General features: G+C 55.1%; 19 protein-coding genes. 6 read left to right on the top strand and 13 right to left on the bottom strand.

The window, feature by feature from the left end; translation table 11 throughout:
• Positions 1-149: 149 nt before the first annotated feature.
• The 4 genes from OCT58_RS03590 to OCT58_RS03575 all read right to left on the bottom strand — a co-directional run bounded on the left by OCT58_RS03590 (position 150) and on the right by OCT58_RS03575 (position 4,750).
• A complete protein-coding gene (locus OCT58_RS03590; RefSeq protein ID WP_267201482.1) occupies positions 150-1,745 on the bottom strand; it encodes an APC family permease in 1,596 nt (531 codons plus the stop codon).
• Positions 1,746-1,935: 190 nt separating this feature from the next.
• On the bottom strand, positions 1,936-3,567 hold the full coding sequence (groL, locus tag OCT58_RS03585) for a chaperonin GroEL (protein WP_267201481.1): 1,632 nt from the start codon (positions 3,565-3,567) through the stop codon (positions 1,936-1,938).
• A 66-nt stretch (positions 3,568-3,633) separates the two neighbouring features.
• Positions 3,634-3,918, bottom strand: a complete 285-nt coding sequence (groES, locus tag OCT58_RS03580; protein WP_047769278.1) for a co-chaperone GroES — start codon at positions 3,916-3,918, stop codon at positions 3,634-3,636.
• Between the two features lie 190 nt (positions 3,919-4,108).
• Complete coding sequence (locus OCT58_RS03575) at positions 4,109-4,750, bottom strand: redox-sensing transcriptional repressor Rex (protein WP_267201480.1); 642 nt, start codon at positions 4,748-4,750, stop codon at positions 4,109-4,111.
• A gap of 247 nt (positions 4,751-4,997) precedes the next feature.
• On the opposite strand from OCT58_RS03575, the gene OCT58_RS03570 reads away from it, so the two are divergent.
• Positions 4,998-6,953: an ABC-F family ATP-binding cassette domain-containing protein gene (locus OCT58_RS03570; RefSeq protein WP_267201479.1), complete on the top strand. Its 1,956-nt coding sequence runs from the start codon at positions 4,998-5,000 to the stop codon at positions 6,951-6,953.
• Positions 6,954-7,017: 64 nt separating this feature from the next.
• Here OCT58_RS03570 and OCT58_RS03565 read toward each other — a convergent pair whose 3' ends face one another.
• Genes OCT58_RS03565 through OCT58_RS03555 form a run of 3 tightly spaced genes read right to left on the bottom strand, consistent with a single transcriptional unit; the run spans position 7,018 to position 9,974 of the window.
• Complete coding sequence (locus OCT58_RS03565; RefSeq protein ID WP_267201478.1) at positions 7,018-7,980, bottom strand: ketopantoate reductase family protein; 963 nt, start codon at positions 7,978-7,980, stop codon at positions 7,018-7,020.
• A gap of 15 nt (positions 7,981-7,995) precedes the next feature.
• Positions 7,996-9,174 carry a pyridoxal phosphate-dependent aminotransferase gene (locus OCT58_RS03560; RefSeq protein WP_267201477.1) on the bottom strand — a complete coding sequence of 393 codons (1,179 nt, stop codon included), beginning with the start codon at positions 9,172-9,174 and terminating at the stop codon, positions 7,996-7,998.
• A 14-nt stretch (positions 9,175-9,188) separates the two neighbouring features.
• Entirely contained in the window at positions 9,189-9,974 is a 786-nt protein-coding gene (locus tag OCT58_RS03555; protein ID WP_267201476.1) for a carbon-nitrogen family hydrolase, read from the bottom strand.
• Between the two features lie 596 nt (positions 9,975-10,570).
• On the opposite strand from OCT58_RS03555, the gene proB reads away from it, so the two are divergent.
• The 5 genes from proB to OCT58_RS03530 all read left to right on the top strand — a co-directional run bounded on the left by proB (position 10,571) and on the right by OCT58_RS03530 (position 14,055).
• Entirely contained in the window at positions 10,571-11,359 is a 789-nt protein-coding gene (gene proB / locus OCT58_RS03550) for a glutamate 5-kinase (RefSeq protein ID WP_267201475.1), read from the top strand.
• 21 nt (positions 11,360-11,380) lie between these two features.
• Positions 11,381-12,625, top strand: a complete 1,245-nt coding sequence (locus tag OCT58_RS03545) for a glutamate-5-semialdehyde dehydrogenase (protein ID WP_267201474.1) — start codon at positions 11,381-11,383, stop codon at positions 12,623-12,625.
• A gap of 14 nt (positions 12,626-12,639) precedes the next feature.
• On the top strand, positions 12,640-13,413 hold the full coding sequence (proC, locus tag OCT58_RS03540; protein WP_267201473.1) for a pyrroline-5-carboxylate reductase: 774 nt from the start codon (positions 12,640-12,642) through the stop codon (positions 13,411-13,413).
• A 110-nt stretch (positions 13,414-13,523) separates the two neighbouring features.
• Positions 13,524-13,784 (top strand): hypothetical protein, encoded by a 261-nt coding sequence (locus OCT58_RS03535; protein ID WP_267201472.1) that lies wholly within the window; start codon positions 13,524-13,526, stop codon positions 13,782-13,784.
• Positions 13,768-14,055 (top strand): DUF4160 domain-containing protein, encoded by a 288-nt coding sequence (locus OCT58_RS03530; protein ID WP_267201471.1) that lies wholly within the window; start codon positions 13,768-13,770, stop codon positions 14,053-14,055. Before OCT58_RS03535 ends, OCT58_RS03530 begins: the two co-directional genes overlap by 17 nt.
• Positions 14,056-14,103: 48 nt before the next feature.
• Here OCT58_RS03530 and tsaD read toward each other — a convergent pair whose 3' ends face one another.
• From tsaD to OCT58_RS03500, 6 genes are all read right to left on the bottom strand, one after another.
• Positions 14,104-15,135, bottom strand: a complete 1,032-nt coding sequence (gene tsaD / locus OCT58_RS03525) for a tRNA (adenosine(37)-N6)-threonylcarbamoyltransferase complex transferase subunit TsaD (RefSeq protein ID WP_267201470.1) — start codon at positions 15,133-15,135, stop codon at positions 14,104-14,106.
• A 2-nt stretch (positions 15,136-15,137) separates the two neighbouring features.
• Entirely contained in the window at positions 15,138-15,707 is a 570-nt protein-coding gene (gene rimI, locus OCT58_RS03520; protein ID WP_267201469.1) for a ribosomal protein S18-alanine N-acetyltransferase, read from the bottom strand.
• Positions 15,691-16,416, bottom strand: a complete 726-nt coding sequence (gene tsaB / locus OCT58_RS03515) for a tRNA (adenosine(37)-N6)-threonylcarbamoyltransferase complex dimerization subunit type 1 TsaB (protein WP_267201468.1) — start codon at positions 16,414-16,416, stop codon at positions 15,691-15,693. The genes rimI and tsaB overlap by 17 nt, the downstream gene beginning before the upstream one ends.
• A 149-nt stretch (positions 16,417-16,565) precedes the next feature.
• A complete protein-coding gene (galE, locus tag OCT58_RS03510) occupies positions 16,566-17,561 on the bottom strand; it encodes a UDP-glucose 4-epimerase GalE (RefSeq protein WP_267201467.1) in 996 nt (331 codons plus the stop codon).
• 148 nt (positions 17,562-17,709) lie between these two features.
• Positions 17,710-18,663, bottom strand: coding sequence for a Ppx/GppA family phosphatase (locus OCT58_RS03505; protein WP_267201466.1), 954 nt, complete (start codon positions 18,661-18,663; stop codon positions 17,710-17,712).
• Positions 18,656-20,911 carry an RNA degradosome polyphosphate kinase gene (locus OCT58_RS03500; protein ID WP_267201465.1) on the bottom strand — a complete coding sequence of 752 codons (2,256 nt, stop codon included), beginning with the start codon at positions 20,909-20,911 and terminating at the stop codon, positions 18,656-18,658. The genes OCT58_RS03505 and OCT58_RS03500 overlap by 8 nt, the downstream gene beginning before the upstream one ends.

Below are 20,911 nucleotides of genomic sequence, written 5' to 3'. Positions count from 1 at the left end.
CCCAACTTAGCTGAATTTTAATCAGTCTGTGGAAATTTTGTTAACTTGATCGTTACCCCGATTGGATAACTGAACAATATTATAATTTATTCACCGGCATTGCAACAAGCAATCTGCGACTTTTTTCACCAAATTGGGACAAATTAAGCTTAAAGTTTGACTCGCGCGTTGACTTCTTCGGCAATCGGGTCCATCTCTGGCAGGTGACTGTGAACTCCCCACCAGTAGAAACCGAGCGAGCAGATGATGATGATCACAAAATCCCATGGGTACTGAATCCAGTCTTGGCCACCAAAGCCAGTGCTGCCGGCATAGGAGACCAGCGAAATAAAGACCATGTAGGTAATCAGCCAGGCGGAACTCTTCAGCTGCTGGCCCCACTTGGAGTGCTGGTAGCGCACCTCGTAATAGAGGTAGATTGGCAGGCCGAGGGCGATCACCACGATCACCTGAATGGTCGTCGGCCACATCGTCCAGTAGATCGCCAGGCTGGCGAGGACAAAGGCAACCGGGGCCAACCAGGACATGTAGTGCGGGGCAAAGGGCCGTTTTAGATCAGGTCGCATCCGGCGCAGGGTCGTAACGGTGACCGGGCCGGTCAGGTAGGCGATCAGGGTCGACCCAGTGATGACCGTTGCCAGCAGGCTCCAGTTTCGGAAGGTGTTGACCAGGATCACGGCCAGGATAAAATCGGTCACCATGGCGAAACGGGGAATCATGTAGCGCCGGGCCAGGCGTCCCAACCACTGTGGCAGGTGCTTGGTATGGGTCATTGCCGCCAGGGCCCGGGAGGCCGTCGCCACGAAGGCCACCCCGGTTCCGAACGGCGAGACAAAGGCATCCATGTAAAGCAGAATGGCCAACCAGTTCATCCCTAGTAGGATGGCGATGTCGGCAAATGGCGAAGTAAAGTTCACCCCGTGCCAGCCGCTCTTAGCCAAGAGTGCCGGATCCACCGCCCCGATGAAGGCCACCTGGAGCATGATGTAGATTACCGCGGTGATAATCATTGAGATCAACACCCCGCGGACGATATTTTTACGGGGGTTCACCATCTCACCACCCATGTTGATGATCGTCTGGAAGGCGTCATAGGACATGATGATCCCGGAAACGGCTGCCGCTTCGAAGATCGACCGACTGCCGTAGGGCATGAAGGTCGCCGCACTGTGGCCAAAGTTGCCCGGATGGAAGCCGCTGATCAACAACATCACGATGGTTAGGGTCGGCAAGACAATCTTAAAGATCGAGATCAGGTTGGTGAAGCGGGTCATCAATTTGACTGACCAAAAGTTAATCAAAGTGAAGATCAGCATGAAAAGCACGACCACCCACATTCCCTGGGAAGTCACGTTGCCGTGGGAAAGGAAGTGGTGGGTCCAGTTGGCCCAGGACCACGGCCAGGAACTCATGTACTGAACCGAGGCCACCGCTTCCATCGGCACCAGGGTGATGAGCGAAATCCAGTTGGCCCAAGCCGCGATAAAGCCGAGCAACTGACCGTGGCTGTATTGAGCGTAGCGGCTCATTCCCCCGCTCTCGGGAAACATCGCCCCCAGTTCGACATAGGTAATTGCGATACTGATGATAATGACCGCCCCGAGGATCCAGGAAATGATGGCAGCCGGGCCGGCCACCTTGGCAGCGGTCCCGGCCCCAAAGAGCCAGCCGGAGCCAATCAGGGAATTCAGCGCCAGCATGATCCCGGAAAAGAGGCTAATTTTGTGTACTTTTAGTTTTTCCATGTTAGTCCTTTCTGTACCGGTGATTGAAAATAATTGCAAAGTCTACTTTACCACACCCGCGGACCCGTGCGGCGCTGAAAAGGCTTTCCAAAATTTCCTAGGTAGATATTTCCCGGGAAATTAAAAAATAGCCGACGGGAAATTTTCCCATCGACTATTTTTAATTATTAATTTTACGCAACGGCAGAGATTACATCATGCCGCCCATGCCAGCGCCGCCTTGTGGAGCAGCAGGGGCATTGTTCTTGTTGTCATCAGGCTTGTCGGCAACAACGGCTTCCGTCGTCAGCAGCAGTGCGGAGACAGAGGCAGCGTTTTGCAGAGCGGAACGGGTAACCTTGGTTGGGTCAACGATTCCGGCTTCAACCATGTCTTCGAACTTGCCATCAGCAGCGTTGTAACCAATGCCAGGTTTTTCACTCTTCAGTTGGTTGATGATGACGGAGCCTTCAACACCGGCGTTTTCGGCGATCTGACGAACAGGTGCTTCCAGGGCGTCCTTAACGATGTTGACACCAGTTGCTTCATCACCGGTTGCTTCAACCTTGTCCAGGGCAGGCAGAACGTTTACGAGTGCCGTACCACCACCAGGAACGAATCCTTCTTGGACGGCAGCCCGGGTAGCGTTCAGGGCGTCTTCAATCCGGTACTTCTTTTCCTTCATTTCAGTTTCGGTAGCAGCACCGACCCGAACAACGGCAACCCCACCGGAGAGTTTTGCCAGCCGTTCTTGGAGCTTGTCACGGTCAAAGTCAGAAGTCGTCTTGGAGATGGCCTGCTTGATTTGGTCAACCCGTTCAGCGATGGCTTCCTTGGCACCGGCACCATCAACGATCGTGGTAGCGTCTTTAGTAACCGTAACCTTGTTAGATTGACCTAATTGACCAACGGTAGCGTCCTTCAGGTTCATGCCCAGGTCGTCGGAAATAACGGTCCCGCCGGTCAGAACGGCGATATCTTGGAGTTGAGCCTTCCGCCGGTCACCGAAGCCAGGAGCCTTAACAGCAACCACGTTGAAAGTCCCACGAATCTTGTTCAAAACAAGGGTTGGCAGAGCTTCACCGGTGATGTCATCGGCAATGATCAAGAGAGCACGGCCTTCCTGAACAACGCTTTGCAGCAGTGGCAGGATGTCCTGGATGTTGGAGATCTTCTTGTCCGTGATCAGGATGTATGGGTTGTCGAGGTCGGCTTCCATCTTGTCGTTATCCGTAACCATGTATTGAGACATGTAGCCACGGTCGAAGCTCATCCCTTCAACAACGTCAACGCTGGTGTCAACACCACGGGAGTCTTCCAGAGTGATCACCCCGTCGTTACCAACCTTTTCCATGGCGTCGGCAATCAGCTTACCAACTTCCTTGTTATCAGCAGAAATGGAGGCAATCTGGGCGATGTCATCCTTGGTCTTAACATCGTGTGACATCTTCTTCAAAGCTTCAACGGCTGCCCGGGTCGCCTTGTCGATCCCGCGACGAATGCCAACTGGGTTAGCACCGGCAGTCACGTTCTTCATCCCGGCGTTGACAATTGCCTGGGTCAGAACGGTAGCAGTCGTGGTCCCGTCACCGGCAATGTCGTTGGTCTTGGAAGCAACTTCGCTCACGAGCTTAGCACCCATGTTTTCGAAGTGGTTTTCCAGTTCAATGCTCTTGGCAATCGTTACACCATCGTTCGTGATGGTTGGGTTGCCGTAGCTTTGTTCCAGGACAACGTTACGACCCTTAGGACCCATCGTCGTCTTAACCGTGTCAGCTAATTTGTCAACACCGCGGAGCATTTCGTTCCGTGCGTCTTCAGCAAACTTAATTTCCTTTGCCATTTATTGTCACCTCATCGAATCGATAATTATTTTTTCGTTTTAATTTCGTAATGAATGTGGTTTGAACTAGTCGAGCACTGCGACTAAGTCCTTTTCGTGAACGACCAGGTACTTTTCCCCGTCGTATTCCACTTCGTTGCCGGCGTACTTATCAAAGAGTACCCGGTCACCTTCCTTAACAGCTGGAGCAAGCTTTTGCCCGTTGTCTAAGGTCCGACCTTCACCAACGGCAATAACCTTTCCAGTAGTTGGCTTTTCCTTGACATTGGATGCCAGGACAATTCCGCCAACCGTCTTTTCTTCTTCAGTTTCAGCTTTTAGAACAACGCGGTCTCCTAATGGTTTTAACACGTTAATCCCTCCATCTTGTTAAATTTAATTTTGTCACTTTAGCACTCACTGTGCTTAAGTGCTAACCACAGTTATTACTATAACATCTTTTGCCCGAATTGCAATAAAAAGTTTGACCAAATTTGACTATTTTTTGACCAAACAAGAAAACGCCCCGGCAGCACTAGGCTTGCGGGACGTTTGATTATTCTTATTTATTGTCGTCAGAATAGTTCTTAATGAAGTAGATCAGGGTCTGCAATTCATTCGTCAGGTCAATGTTTTGCACCTGAACGTTTTTCGGCACGGACAGACGGACCGGCGTAAAGTTCAGGATCCCCTTGACCCCGGATTCAACCAGCTGATCGGTAACTTTCTGGGCCTTGGCACCCGGCACCGTCAGGATCACCACGTCAATCTGCTGTTCCTTTAATTGGGTCATCATTTCTTCGGCCGGGTAGATTGGAATCCCGCTCTTGACCGTGTTAGCCATCTCCGGCTTCGTGTCGAAGGCGGCGCTGATCCGCAGGTTGGTATCCTGGTGGAAGTTGTAGTTTAGCAGAGCACTTCCCAGACTCCCGACCCCGACTAAGGCCACGCTGACCAAGGAGTCCTGGTGCAGGATCCCCTTGAAGAACTTGAGCAGGCTGGCCACATCGTAACCGTAGCCCCGCTTCCCCAACTCACCAAAGTAGGAGAAGTCCCGCCGAATCGTCGCTGAGTCGACCTGGACGGCTTCGGACAGTTCCGTCGAGGAGACCCGTTGTTTATTCGCACTCATCAGAACGGTAAGGTAACGGTAGTAGATTGGCAACCGCCGGGCAGTTGCGCGTGGTATTTTTTTAGTTGGCATAATTATCCCCCTATCACTGATCGTTTACTCTTGACTCTCACGCTTATTGTTGAGCAAATTACCAGCTCGATTTTGATACTTTGTGAAATTCACATCACAATACATTCTAGCAACCTTCGGCGGTTTTGTGAACCGATCCACAATAAAAAGTGCATTTTTTATAAATTTCTTGAAATCTGTTAGAATAGATAAGAATAGATAAGAATTTATTATGGTAGATTATATCCATATTAATGAGGTTTCTTCAATGATACTATTACAAGCCAATGACGTCATGCGCCGCTTTGGGGCCGACGTTTTATTTCACAATATCAACATGCAGATCCAGGACCACGGCCGGACCGCTCTGGTTGGCCGCAACGGTGCCGGGAAGACCACCCTGCTGAAGATGATTGCCGGCATCACCACCCCTGATGAGGGTTCAATCAGCAAAGTCCGCGACCTGACGATCGGCTACCTGGCCCAGGACCAGGGGCTCGATAGCCAAAACAACATCTGGGCCGAACTCGACCTGGTCTTTGCACCCCTTCACGCCATGGAGGACGAGATTCACCAGCTCGAAACCGAACTTGCGGACATTGACCCTGCCGACGAGCGCTACCAGCAGGTGATGAACAAATACGACCGTCTGCAGAACGACTACAAAAAGCGTGGCGGCTTTGAATACGAATCCCGGATGCGGGGAATCCTGAAGGGCTTTGGCTTCGGGGAAGAATACTACGACACGCCGGTCGACGCCCTGTCCGGGGGACAAAAGACGAAGCTGGCCCTAGCCAAGATTCTCCTCCAGGCCCCCCAGCTGTTAATTTTGGACGAACCGACCAACCACCTCGACATGAATGTTTTAGCTTGGCTGGAAGACTATTTGAAGAGCTACCAGGGTGCCCTGCTGGTGGTTTCCCACGACCGGTACTTCCTCGATCACGTTGTTTCCGACGTTTACGATCTCGACAACCGAACCCTGCTTCACTACACCGGCAACTACACCCAGTTCGTTGCCCACAAGCAGGAGCGTCTAAAGACCGAATGGAAGCACTACGACCAGCAGCAAAAAAAGATTGCTAAGCTGGAAGACTTTGTCAACCGCAACATCGTCCGGGCCTCGACCACCAAGCGGGCCCAGGCACGGCGCAAGCAGCTGGAAAAGATGGACCGGCTCGACCGACCCGAAACCGACGACCAGTCGATCCACTTTCATTTCCACAGTGACAAGGACAGCGGCAACGAGGTCCTCGACGTGGAAAACGCCAAGGTCGGCTACGATGAGCAGGTCCTGGCCGGGCCACTCTCCTTCACCGTTCGCAAGCCGCAGCGGATCGGGATCATCGGCCCCAACGGAATTGGGAAGTCGACCCTTTTGAAGTCAATCCTGCACCAGATTCCGTTGATCAGCGGGACGGTCAAGTTCGGGGCCAATCTGGACATCGGTTACTACGACCAGGAACAGCAGCAGCTCCATCCCGACAAGACGGTCCTCGATGAAGTCTGGGACGAGCACCCCGAAGTCCCGGAAAAAGACATTCGCTCCCTGCTCGGCAGCTTTCTCTTCGTCGGCGATGATGTCTACAAGGTCGTCCACGAGCTCTCCGGGGGTGAAAAGGCCCGCCTGGAGCTGACCAAGCTCTCCTTCAAGCCGATCAACTTCCTGATCCTCGATGAACCAACCAACCACCTGGACATCGACAGCCGGGAGGTCCTCGAGAACGCCATCAACGAGTTCACCGGGACGGTCCTCTTCGTCTCCCACGACCGGTACTTCATCAACCAGGTGGCCACCGACGTGTTGGACATGCAAAAGGATGGCATCACCCACTACGAAGGGGATTACGATGACTACCTGGCCGAACAGACAAAGCGGGCCGCGGCTGCTTCAACCAAACAGCAGGACAATCCGGCAGGCCCAACGCCGGCCAGCCAGCCTTCCAAAGGCAAACAATCCTACCAGCAGAGCAAGGAAACCCAGAAGGCCCGGCGCAAGTTGCAGCGCCAGGTCGACAAGCTCGAGGCTGAGATGACCGACCTAGAGACCAAGCAGGAGGAAATCCAAGAAAAGATGAGCCAGCCGGAAATCGCCACCGACATCGGCAAACTAACCGACCTGCAAAAGGAGCTCGACGCCGCCAAGGAAAAGTCGGACGAGGTCGAACTGGCCTGGACCGAGGCCGCCGAAAAGCTCGAGGAATTCGACCAGGAAAATCAATAGTAGAATCTACAAAAAGGGATCAAGCAATTTGACTTGCTTGATCCCTTTTGGTGCCTATTCAAAATTATTTTCTAAACTTCCGGGTGTTTTCCGCGAGGTGGACCAGGTTACGCAGGAAGTCGTGCGTGCTGGCCTCGTAATTGTACTTCTTGCCAAGGTCGTAAATGTAGCCGTTGATGTAATCAACCTCGGTTGCCCGTCCCTTGGACATATCCTGGTACATCGATGGGTAGTGCAGTGGGTTGGTGACGGAGCTGACGTACTTGATCGTCTGCCATTCTTCCTCCCGGGTGGACAGCAGCTGGATACCCGTCCGCTCGGCCACGTCGAAGGCCTCGTTAATCAGTTGCTTGCCGAGCTTTTCGGCACCATCGTAGTCGATGAACTGACCCATCTGGATTTCAAAGAGGGTGCAGATCGTGTTGATTACCGAGTTGAAGACTACCTTGGTGAGCAGAGTGCCGTAGAAGTTGTCGTTTAAGTGCGGATTGATATTGGCCGTGGTGAAATCGGCGACGATCTCCTTGACCCGCGCGTCCGGTTCGCCAACCTGGGGTGCCAGGTTGATCGAGCCCGCGCCAGACTTACCGATGAAGTCGACATCCCCCGCCTTATTCAGGACAGTCCCGATCAGGCAGGTTCCGGCAACAACGTGTTCTTTCGGGAAGTAGCGGTTTAATTTTTCGATGTGCCCCATCCCGTTCATACCAGAGAAGACGTACTGATGATCCGGATGGAAGAAGTGGGCGCTGCGGGTCAGCAGGTCATCTAGGGTCATCTGCTTGGCAAAGACGATGAAGACGTCGGGATCGCCAGCATAGTCCTCAGGCGAATAAATGTTGATCGGAACCAGGTGGCGGCCCTCGTGATCACGGGAAACGTATACCCCGCCCTGCTTTTGAATCGTTTCCACCTGGGGTGCCCAGTTATCAACAAAGTCTACCTTGGCCCCCGCCAGTTCCTGGAGCAGAACCCCGAAGCGCAGTCCCATGGCGCCAGCACCTAATACAGTATATTTCAAAGTCATTCTCATTTCCCCCTCTTAATCAAACAAGTGCAGTTTTGCGACCCGGTCCACGGCCTCCTTTAACCGGTCCGGTTCAATTAGCAGGCCGATCCGAACGTAGCCCTCACCGTGCTCACCGAAGCCATTCCCCGGCGCCACGGCCACGCCCGCCTTGTCCAGCAGCAGGTCGGCGAACTGTTCGCTGGTGTAGCCCTTCGGCACCGGCATCCAAGCGTAGAAGGTCCCCTGCGGATTGAAGGCGTGCCAGCCGATCTTTTCGGCCGCACCCACGAAAGCATTCCGCCGCGTTTCGTAACGGGCAACGATCTTAGCGATCTCCTCATCCCGCTCCGGCGCGGTCAGTGCATCGATGGCCGCCTTTTGCAGTGCCGGGAAGAGGCTGACGAAGAGGTGGTCCTGGATCAGGTTCAGCGCCCCGATGATGTCGGAATTGCCGACCGCAAAGGCGATCCGCCAGCCGGCCATGTTGAAGGTCTTGGAGTAGGTGTAAAATTCGATCCCGACCTCCTTGGCTCCCGGCGTCTGCATGAAGCTAATCGGCTGCTGGCCATCGAAGCCGATTGCCCCGTAGGCAAAGTCGGAGATGATGCCGACGTGGTACTTCTTGGCCCAGGCAACCAGGTGCTCATAGAACTCCTTCGTCGCCACCGCACCGGTTGGGTTGTTCGGGTAGTTCAGGTAGAAGAACTTGGCCTTCTTGGCCGTCTCTTCCGGAATGGCGTCCAGGTCCGGCAAAAAGTCGTTTCCCTCCAGGAGTGGTACCGTCTCGAAGTTAACCTCGCCGAGGGCCGCACCGGAGAAGTAGTCCGGGTAGCCGGGATCCGGCAATAGATAGGTATCGCCGGGGTTCATCAGCGCCCAGGGCAGTTCGACCAGGCCAATCTTGGACCCGCCGAGGATGGCGACTTCCGAGTTCGGGTCGATGTCGGCGCCGTACTTTTCGTGGTAGAACTTGGCCGCGGCCTTCTTGAATTCCGGCAGGCCCTGGAACGGGGAGTACTTGTGGCAGGCCGGGTCGGCCACCCACTTCTGGGTGCTTTGGACGATGTAGTCCGGCGTCGGCTTGTCCGGGTTCCCCTGGCCGAGGTTGATCACGTCGACCCCGGCGTTCACCTTGGCGTTGACCTTGGCGACCAGGTTGGCAAAGAATTGTTTCGGTAAGTGATTGAGTAAGTCTGACTGTTCAAATTTCATAATGATCTTCCTCCCTAACGATACAGGTCCGGCCGCCGATCCGAGAAGACTGGGATCGGTCCCCGTACTGCTTTTAATTCATCCAAATCTAAATCGGCGAAGTAGAGCCGTTCGCCGCTGCCGTCGCCGGCGATGATCTTCCCCAGCGGGTCGATCACCAATGAGTGGCCGTCGAAGTGATTGTCGGGATCGTCCCCAACCCGGTTGACCGCCACCACGAAGGCCTGGTTTTCAATCGCCCGCGCCTGCAGCATGATCCGCCACTGCGGGATCCGCACGGCCGGCCATTCCGCGGGCAGGTAGAGGACGTCGGCCCCGTGGCGGGCCACCGTCCGGATCCATTCTGGAAAGCGCAGGTCGTAGCAGATGAAGCTGGCGCTTGGCACGCCCGCCAAGCGGAAGAAGTTCTCCCGGTCCCCGGCGGTCAGGTACTGGTCCTCCTTCATCAGGCCAAAGAGGTGCACCTTGTCATAGGAAACAACCGCCTGCCCGGTTGAGTCGTAGACCAAGGTCGTGTTGTAAAACTGGTTACCGTGCTTAGTAGCAACCGAACCGCCGACGATATTGATCCGGTACTGGCGCGCCAGGCGGCTCAACAGCTCCCGGGTTTGGGCGCCGTCCGGGTCGGCCAGCTGGTCCAATTGGTCCAGGGCGTAACCGGTATTCCACATCTCCGGGAAGACGACCACGTCCGCGTCGTCCTGGGCCGCCTGTTTGGTAAAGGCCGCCACCTTGGCCGCGTTGGCCTGCGGGTTTGCAAAGGCAATGTCAATCTGTGCTAGGGCCACTTTCAAACTCATTTTCTCCACCTCAAACAAAAAAGAGCACTCATCCTTATATTTAAGGACGAGTGCTCTTTCCCGTGGTGCCACCTTAGTTCGCCGCCCGCTCACACGGACGGCCTCGTGGAGTCAATCAACTCCCGGTACTGGTAACGGCTACCACCCCGTCGCCAGCTCAGCTAAGCCTCGCCGGCGCGTCATTTTTGCAGACCATCTTCACGGCTGGCAACTATCCCTTCGCACCGCCCAGGAACTCTCTGAAAATTGCGCCACCGCTACTCATCTGACTGACGTTCTCTTAACTTGTTGTCGCTTATTCTAATTAACGATTAAGAAAAAGTCAATAGTTTTCTAACATAATTTTAATCAATTCTCAGACTTGACAAATAAATCATCGGGACGGTAAACTAAGCGTGTGGTCATAGTAGGTCAGACCAGAGAGCGGGGTCATCGGCTGCAAGCCCCGCCACCAATACCGAATCCAAGCCACAACGAACTAACAAGTAAATAAATTTTTAGAAAAAGAGTAAAGCACGTCTTTAAACGAGAATGGTAACGCCGTCACTGGTGTCTCGATTAAGGGCGTGCTTTTGTTTTAAGGAGGGATTTGCCCAATGGCAGAAAAAAAGCAACGAATCGTCGTCAAGGTCGGGACCAGCAGTCTGATCCTGCCTAATGGCCAAACCAACCTGCGTGCCATCGACCGGTTGGCCTTCACCTTGGCGACCCTCAATCATCAGGGCTATGAAATGGTGCTGGTCTCATCCGGGGCGATGGGGGTTGGCCTGGCGAGTCAGGGACTGCGGGAACGCCCCAAGCCGATCGCCAAGCAACAGGCCCTAGCCGCCATCGGGCAGACCGAATTAATGCGGATCTATTCCCAGCGCTTCCTCGATTATCAAACTCAGGTCGGTCAGCTGCTTTTGACCCGCGACGTGCTCCACTTCCCCGTCAGCCGTCAGCACGTCCTTAATACAATCTCGACCCTGTTGGACGACGGGGTAGTGCCGATCATCAACGAAAACGACCCCGTCTCGGTCGACGAGCTGGACCACCATACGACCTTCAGTGACAACGACGAGCTGTCGGCCCTGGTGGCCACCCGAATCGGCGCCGACCTGCTGATCGTGCTTTCGGATATCGATGCCTTTTACGACAAGGATCCCCACAAGTATCCCGATGCCCAGCCAATTCGCCGGGTTGAGGAATTGACGCCGGAGCTTAAGGCGGCCGCCAGCGGCTCCAGCACTCGTTTCGGCACCGGCGGGATGGTCACCAAGCTCCACGCCGCCGCCACCACCATGGAACACCACCAGCAGATGGTTCTCTGTTCCGGCGCCGATCCCCGGATCATTTTCAAAGTCGTCAAGGGCGAAGCGGTCGGCACTCGATTTGGCAAGTAGAACGCAAAGGAGGAATCATTTATGAATCAGGAATTAATTAAGATTGGTCAGCGAGCCCAGGCTGCCGAAGATATTCTATCCCAGCTCGACACGGCCACCAAAAACGCAGCCTTAAACGCCATGGCGGACGCCCTCGACAGTCATCAAGACGAGATCATCGCCGCCAATAAAGAAGATATGGCAAATGCCACGGCAATGCCGAAGAAGTTCACTGACCGTCTGCTGGTCAACGCCCAGCGGATCGCTGACATGGCAAACGGCCTACGCGCTATTGCGGGCCTGGCCGACCCGACTGCCCGGATCGACCGGGGCTGGATCAACGCGGATGGCCTGCAGATTCTCCAGCGGCGGGTTCCACTCGGCGTCATCGGTATCATCTTCGAGGCCCGGCCAAACGTCACCGTCGACGCCACCGGACTGACCTTTAAGAGCGGCAACGCGGTCATCCTGCGGGGCGGCAAGGAAGCAATCCGTACCAACATCGCCCTGGCCAAGATTCTGCGCGAAACTTTGGCCGCTCGCCAGCTGCCCGCAGATGCCGTTCAGCTGATTGAGGACACCAGCCACGAGCTGGCCCAGGAGATGATGAACCTGACCGACTACATTGACGTCCTGATTCCCCGGGGCGGTCAAGGACTGATTCAGCGGGTCGTCAAGACGGCAACCGTGCCGGTGATTGAGACCGGGGCCGGCAACTGCCACGTTTACATCGACCGGGATGCCGACCTGCAGATGGCAACTGACATTACGGTCAACGCCAAGGTCCAGCGACCATCCGTCTGCAACGCCGCCGAAAAGCTTCTGATCCACCAGGACGTGGCGGAGAAGTTCCTGCCACAAATTGCCCAGGCCTTGATGAATCACGGCGTCCAGCTCCGTGGTGACGAGCGCGCCCGCCAGCTGGTTCCCGCCATGCAGGAAGCAAGCGCTGCGGACTGGGATACGGAATACAACGACCTGATCATGGCGGTAAAGGTGGTCGACTCACTGGATGCGGCCATCAAGCACATTAACCACCACAGCACCCACCACTCCGAGGTCATCGTCACCAAGGACATAGCCCGGGGCCAGGAATTCCAGCAGCGGATCAACTCCGCCTGCGTCTACGTCAACGCCTCGACCCGCTTCACGGACGGCGGGGTCTTCGGCTTCGGGGCCGAGATCGGCATCAGTACCCAGAAGCTCCACGCCCGCGGGCCAATGGGCTTGAATCAATTGACCACCATTAAGTATGAAATCACCGGTAACGGTCAGGTTCGGCAATAGAAAGGAAGTTCAACATGAAAGTAACAATTATCGGCGTCGGCAACATGGGCGGCGCCATCGTCAAAGGACTTGTAAACAGCGGCGTCGATGAGGTGAGTGGGATGAACCCGACCAACCCCCGCGTCAGCAAGCTTGCCGACCAGCTCCACTTCACCCTCTTTCACACCGCCGCGGAAGTGGTCAAGGCCCAACCGGACGTGGTGATTCTCACGACCCCAGCCAAGATCACGGTGGCTGTAGCCCGGGAGCTCAATGGACTGAATCCGAAGACGGTCGTCATCTCCGCGGCCGCGGGTGTTACCCAGGAACAGCTGAAGGCCGCCCTGCCGGATAACCCGATTGCCACCATCATTCCCAACACTCCGGTGGCCGTCAACGCCGGAACGATTGGCCTGGCCCTGCCGCATGATGATGCAACGGCCGCACAACCGATCATCAACCACGTCCTTGAGCAGCTCGGCGACATTGTCACGGTCAGCGAGGACAAGCTAGACATCGTCGGCGTGGTCGGCGGTTGCGGCCCGGCCTTCGTCGACGTCTTCATGGACGCGCTGAGCGACGCCGCGGTGAAGTTCGGTCTTGACCGGCAGACCGCCTACGAACTGATCGCCAGCATGGTCAAAGGCAGCGGTACCCTGGCCTACGACACCGGCAAGACCCCAGCCGAGCTGCGCGACCAGGTCACCTCGCCGGCCGGCACCACCATCCGGGGCGTCGAGGCCCTGGAGAAGCACGGCCTCCGCTATGCCGTGATCGACGCCGTCAACAAGGCCAACGGCGAAAAATAGCACAAAAGTCACAATTGGCACCCGATAAATCTGCGGATTTATCGGGTGCCAATTTACATATAATATCGCAAAACCATGCTAAAATAAGGCTAAGCAAAGGAGGGTTCGAAATGTTATACCCGTACGCCGAATTTCCAAACCATTTAATCATCACTTATTCGGAAGTCAAACCCGATCAGACGATCCACGTCAACTTTGAGCAGCCAACTGACTGGGGATTTAAGGAGGCACGCTACTCACTGCCTTCACACAAGGTTCTCTTTAATGATGGCTTTACACCAAGCGAAACCAAGCTGAACGAAGAAATCCTCACCAAAAATGAAAAGCTGATTGTTGAATTCGCCAAAGAGGGCGGTGTTGAGCTTGCCTAACTTATTTAACTTTGCAGGATATTGTATATATTTTTGGTCCAACGAAAGTGGTGAACCAATTCATGTTCATGTTTCAGTCAAAAGGCCGTCAAACCAATCCACAAAATTCTGGTTATTAAAAGATGGTTCTGTAGAATTAGCAAATAATCATGCCGAACTATCACGCAAGTCAATTAAACGCCTTAGCTTCTTTATTACTCAAAACTACAATTTCATCCTAGCTGCATGGAAAAACTACTTTGAAGTTGATAGTATTAATTTTTATAAATAACTACAAAAGGGATGTTCATGACTCACACCATGAACATCCTTTTGATTTTTATTCAACTTCCATTCGCTTAAACATCAAGCCGGGGACCGCATTGAGGTCCATTCCGGCGCGATCGCCGTGACGGTAGTTGACATAGCCGGCCGCGCCAATCATCGCCGCGTTGTCACCGCAGAGCTTCAGTGGCGCCTGGAGCATCGAAACCTCCGGGTGGTACTTGGCCATGTCGTGGTCGAGGCGCTTGCGCAGCCCCTGGTTAGCGGCCACCCCGCCGGCCAGGATCAACTGCTTCACCGGATAGCGATCCAATGCGCGCATTGTTTTCTCCGCCAGGACGTCGACGACACTCTGCTGGAAGCTGGCGGCCAGATCGTACTTGTTGAGGGTTTCACCGCGCTGGTCGGCATTGTGGACCGTGTTGATGAAGGCACTCTTCAGTCCGCTGAAGCTGAAGTCGTAGTTAGCCTCCTTCTCCATTGCCCGCGGGAAGTGGAAGGTGTCCTCACCCTGGGCCGCCCACTGGTCGATCGTCTTGCCGGCCGGATAGTTGACGCCCAGCACCCGGCCGATCTTATCATAAGCCTCGCCAGCCGCGTCATCACGAGTTTCACCGATGATCTCGTACTCGTGTTCCTTGGGCATGTAAACCAGTTCGGTGTGGCCGCCGGAAACCAAGAGGGCCATCTGCGGATACTTGAATTCACCAACGTAGCGGGCCGCATAGAGGTGGCCGGCCATGTGGTTGACCGGAATCAACGGCAGGTGGTGGGCCCAGGCGATCACCTTGGCCGCCGTGACCCCGACCAAAAGCGAACCGACCAGTCCCGGTCCATAGGTAATCGCTACGGCCGCAATGTCATCGTAGTCGACCTGGGCCTCATCTAAGGCCTGGTCGATGCACCGTGTGATCCACTCGATGTGGTGGCGGCTGGCGACTTCGGGCACCACGCCCCCGAAGCGCTGGTGGCTATCAATCTGAGTGGCCACCACATTACTCAAAATTTTCGTGCCGTTCTCGATCACGGCCACGCTTGTTTCGTCACAACTGGTTTCAAACGCTAAAATCAGCGTACGTTCTGCCATAATTACTTTGATTCCCCTTTTTTCAATAGGTCTGCTTCCATATCCACCGCATCTTCATGATTGTCGAGATAATAGCGGTGCTTGATTTGTCGTTCACGAAAACCAAGGTGCTCGTACAATTGACGCGCCACCAAGTTGTGAACCCGCACCTCCAGACTGACCGAGTGCAGCTGGGTGTGGCGGGCATAGTTAATCGCCGTTCTCACAAGGTAGGTTCCAATCCCCTTCTGTTGGTAGCCGGGGGTTACACCCAAGTTGGTGATGTGCAGGTCGAGCTTGAACCAGTCGACCGACATGCCGATAAAGCCGATCACCAAGCCGTCATCGACAATCACCAGGTAGAGCCGATCGTGGGGCCGCCGCAGCTCGATTTGAAAGGCGGCGTAGCTCCAGGGTTCCTCCCCGTAAATAGCCCGTTCGATGTCGACCATTTTTTGGATGTCATCCTCGGCAGCCATCCGAACCACGTACTGGCGGCCATTGATCATTACCACGCGCCGGGCAAAGTCCAACAGCGGCCACCGGTTCCCCTCGAACTTGAAGCGGCACCAGTGTTTAAACTTCTCTAACATAGTTCTGACGGGTCTCGCCCGGGTGAAGCTTCTGCCAGTTTGCCTCGGCCTCGGTAATCCGGAGGTAATGTGGCACGAATGGATCAATTTCTTTGACGGCTGGCCGGTTTTCGCCCGCCAGTGCCAATTGATAGGTCGATGGAATCCCATAAGCGCGCGGCGCCAGGGTAACATTGTCCGGTAGGGATTCAAACTGGTCTTCAATCCGCTTAGTCAGGTGCCCTACTAAGACGACGGGCTGGTCAACTGCTGCCAGCTGGTCCAGCAGGGTCGCCATCCCCAGGTGCTGGTCTTCAATCCGGTTGACCAGCTGGCCGTCCTTCCACTGGTAGGCCCCGGCAAAGACATTGCCCCGGCGTGCGTCGAAGAAGGGAACGATGATCGCCGTCGTCGTTGGCAGGACGTTGCGGGCAACGACTTCCAGGCTGGAAACACCCACCAGTTCCACGTTGAGGGTGTCAGCCAAGACCTTGGCCGTGGTGACGGCGATTCGGATTCCGGTATAGGAGCCAGGACCCTGAGCAACGACGATCCGGTCGATGTCTGCCGGCTGCCACTTAACCAGGTTAAAGAGCCGGTCAATGGTCGGCATTAGATAAATACTATGGTTGCGAACCATATTCAGCGTCGTGGTGGCCAGCAGCTGGTCGTCTTCCACCAGGGCAACGCTCATCGGGTGGTTCGAGGTATCAATCGCTAAGACTTTCATTGTTGTTTGCACGTCCTTTCAATCACACCTAACATCTTATCACAACTGGCCCACTTCGTCGCTGATGTTTGATCGGCCGGAACAATTTGAGAATAAAAAACTCCGCTGCCAAATTTCAGCAGCGGAGTTTTACTATTATTTAACGCGGACTAGTCGCGGTCATCGTAGCCCTTTGGGTGAGTGGAGTGCCATTTCCAGGCAGTCGCGATGATATCGTGAACGTCATCATACTTTGGCTTCCAACCGAGGATCGTCCGGGCCTTGTCACTAGCAGCGACCAGTGAGTCGGGGTCCCCGGGACGACGAGGAGCCATCTTGGCCGGGATTGGCTTGCCGGTAACTTCGCGGGCTGCTTCCAGCATCTGCTTGTTGGAGAAGCCAGTGGAGGAACCCAGGTTGAAGGCGTTGGATTCATTGCCGGCTTCCAGGTACTTGAGGGCCAAGATGTGAGCATCAGCCAGGTCCATGACGTGAACGTAATCACGGACGTTGGTGCCATCTGGGGTATTGTAGTCGTCACCGAAGATGCTCAGTTCCTTGCGCTTGCCCTGGGCAACTTGGAGAATGATTGGAACCAGGTGGGTTTCAGGGCCATGGTCTTCACCGATCGTGCCGTCAGGAGCAGCCCCGGCAACGTTGAAGTACCGCAGGGCAACGAACTTGATGCCGTATGCCTTGTCGGCCCAGGCCATCATCTTTTCCATCATCAGCTTGGACAGGCCGTATGGGTTGATTGGCTTCTGTGGGTCGGTTTCCTTGATCGGCATGTGTTCTGGAACACCATAGGTTGCCGCCGTGGATGAGAAGACAATGTACTTGATGTGGTGGTCACGCATTGCTTCCAGCAGGGTAATCATCCCACCAGTGTTGTTGTCAAAGTACTTCAGCGGCTTTTCCATTGATTCGGGAACAATGGAGAAAGCGGCGAAGTGAACAACCGCCGTGATGTCTTCACTGTCAAAAACCTTGTCCAGGAATTTCCGGTCCCGAATGTCACCTTCGTAGAACTTTGCCTTCGGATTGATTGCGTCCCGGTGACCCGTTGACAGGTTATCGGCCACAACGACGTCTTGACCATGTTCGATTAAATCCTTGACCATGTGGGAACCGATGTAACCGGCACCACCAGCAACTAAAATTGCCATTCCAAATTCCTCCTCGTATCGACAGCCTAACCGATCTAACCAGCTAGTGTTTTTATCTTTCACTAGGCATTGTAGCACAGTTTTTCAGCCCCGGCGAGTAAATTTTAGTAAAAATTACGTAAAATTGAAGCCGCTTCATTTAGCTGTCTTAGAGGGTTTCCAAATTGTCCATGTCAAAGGCGTGTTCAACGTACTTGAAGAGGATCCCCTCCCGCAGGCCGTTGTTGCTAAAGCTGACGCTATCGATCGCCAGCTGGCGCATCAAGGCCAAGAGCGGCAAGAGGCCACCGACGATCACGTCGGCCCGGGCCTTCATGACACCCCGCATTTGGGCCCGGGTCGCCTGATCAGCCTCGACCAGCTGATGCATGATCCCAAAGGCCGTCTGGGAACTCATCGTCAGCCCGTGAATCGGGGCCGCCTTGCCATCGACGGCATTGCGCCAGCGGTAAATTTTACCAAGGGCCCGGTTGCTGCCACCGAGGGCCACGATCCGGGTATCACGGAAGCGATTGAGCCAGCGCTGATGGGACAGGATCTCGTCGACCTCGACCATGGCGTCAAAGAGATCAGCCGCCTTGATCACGTCACCAAGCTGATAACGTTGCGACAAGGTCACCGAGCCGATCGGGATGCTGACCGTTTCCTCGGCCGCCCCGTTGTCAACGGCGATCAGTTCCATGCTGGCCCCACCGGTATCGATGATGATTCCGCGATCAATCGGCAGGGTCCGGGCAACACCAACGTAATCCAGGTAGGCCTCCTGTTCGCCGGTGATCACCCGAAACTTAAAGCCGGTCTCCCGTTGCACCCGGTCCAAGAACTCCTGCTGGTTCTTGGCCTGGCGGACTGCGGCCGTAGCCACCGCCACGATCCGGCCGTGGTCATATTCGTCGCAAACTTGGCGGAAATCACGCAGGGCCGCCACGGTACGGTCCATCGGTTCAGCCTTCAGGATCTTTTCCGGCCCCATCTGGGATGACAGGCGGACGTAACGCTTCTCATAGTGCTTAGTCACCGCTTGCCCGTCCTTAGTCAGCTCACTGATTTTGAGCCGGACCGAGTTGGAACCCAGGTCAATTACGGCCAGGTTGTTAGTCATTAGAATCATCCTTCCCGTGGTCGAGGTGCAGTGACGGCACATGCTTGCTCAGGGTCTCAAAGACCGTGGATAGGTGCCGCTGGTTTTTGCGTTGGTGGTGTTCCTGCTTGTACATTTTTTCCGCCTCGGCCACAAAGTATTCCTGAGAATTGAATGGCTGAGCATCCCCATGGTCGATCCGCTCGTAGTGGTCCCCTTCCAAGATTCGGGCCTTGGTGTTGTCACGCCACATTGCGTCCAAAATATGGATGGCCCGGGCCTTGGTGTCGGCCTCCTTGACCGGGTAGAGCTCCTCCACCCGCCGGTTCAGGTTCCGGGTCATCATGTCGGCACTGGCCAGGTAGATTTCCTCGTGACCGTTGCTCTTGAAGTAGTAAATCCGCGAGTGTTCGAGGAAGCGGCCGACGATGGAATGCACCTCAATATTATCGTGCAGTTCCGGCAGGTCGTTTCTCAGGCAAGTGATTCCCCGAACGATTAACTGGATCTTAACCCCGTTGGCGGCAGCGTCATAGAGCCGGGCAATAATCTGCTTGTCGGAGAGCGAATTCATCTTCATCCGGATCAGGGCCGGGTTGCCGCCCTTGGCCACCTCGATCTGCTCGTCGATCTTCTGGTTGATGAATTCCCGGATTCCGTCCGGTGAAACCCGCAGCTGTCGGAAGTACGGCGGCCGGGCGAACCCGGACAGCATGTTGAAGAGATTGGTCATGTCAATGCCAATCTCGTGATCGCAGGTGAAGAGACCCATGTCGGTGTAGAAGTGGGCGGTCACGTCGTTGTAGTTCCCCGTTCCCAGGTGCATGTAGCGCCGCAAGCCATCTTCGTCCCGCCGAATGACCAGGGTAACCTTACAGTGGGTCTTCAGGCCAACCAGACCGTAGATAACGTGACAGCCCATCTGTTCCAGCCGCTGGGCCCAGCGAACGTTGTTTTGCTCGTCGAACCGGGCCTTGACTTCGACCAGGACGGTGACCTGCTTGCCCCGCTGGGCGGCCATCCCCAGGTACTTAATGATCGGCGAATTGCCGGAAACCCGGTAAAGGGTCATCTTGATCGCCAGTACCTTCGGATCAAGGGCCGCCTGGTGGACAAAGTTGACGACGGCGTCAAAGCTGTCGTACGGGTGCTGCATCAGGTAATCCTTTTCCCGGATGGCTTGGAAGATGTTGTGATCCATATCCATCTTCGGGTTGAGATAGGACTTGTATGGCTTGTAGCGCAGGTCGTCGTGGCCGTCGACCATCCCGGACAACTTCTTCAGGAAGGTCAGGTCAACCGGCCCGTCCACCCGGTAAAGGGACCGTTCGCTGACGTGAAGGTTGTCGATCAGCTGATTTTCCAACCACGGGTCAATGTCGTGCTCGACCTCTAGCCGCATCACCTGACCGTGCTCCCGATCACGCAGCTGCTGCTTAACGGCCCGCAGCAGGTCGGAGGTATCTTCTTCGGCCACGTCGAGGTCCATGTCCCGCATCACCCGGTAAGTGGCCGTCTTGATGATCTGGTAACCCGGGAAGAGCAAGGACATGAATTCCTTGATCAGTTCGTCAATCAGGATGAAGTTGTTCTCACCCGGCAGGCGCACCAGCCGCTTGTAAATGTCTGGGACCCGGACGGTAGCAAACTTGATGTCGGCCTCCCGGGAATCGTCATGCGGCTCATTTTGGTGGCGTTCGACTTCCTGGTCCCCCTCCAGAATCTCCTTAGTCTTCATCGACTCGGCCCGCTGCTCTGGATCGCGACGCAGCTGAACGGCGATGTTTAAGGAGTTGTTGGAGATGAACGGGAACGGTCGGGAGCTGTCGTCGGCCATCGGGGTCAGCACCGGCATCAGTTCGTCGTTGAAGTACCGACGGATGAATTCGTACTGTTTGTCGTCGAGGTCGGCGATGTGCAGAATATTGATGTTTTGCTCTGCCAGCTGGGGAATGATCTGCTGATTGTAAACCCGATAACGTTCCTCAACCATCCGGTGCTCTTTTTCGTTGACGGCGTCCAATTGCTCCTGCGGCGTCAGGCCGGAAGCATCAGTCGTTGTAACGTTGGCGGCGGCCAGCTTGTGGAGGGAAGCCACCCGGACCATGAAGAATTCGTCAACGTTGCTCTGCGTAATCCCCAAGAAGTTGGCCCGTTCCAGCAACGGGTTGTTCGTGTCGGTTGCCTCACCGAGAACCCGGCCGTTGAAGTCGATCCAGCTCAACTCCCGATTAACATAGTTTTCTGGTTTATAGAAATCTTTGTACAT

Origin of the sequence: Limosilactobacillus kribbianus (assembly GCF_026413145.1) — a bacterium.
In the GTDB taxonomy this organism is placed as follows: domain Bacteria; phylum Bacillota; class Bacilli; order Lactobacillales; family Lactobacillaceae; genus Limosilactobacillus; species Limosilactobacillus kribbianus.
This window is presented reverse-complemented; position numbering and strand designations above follow the sequence as displayed.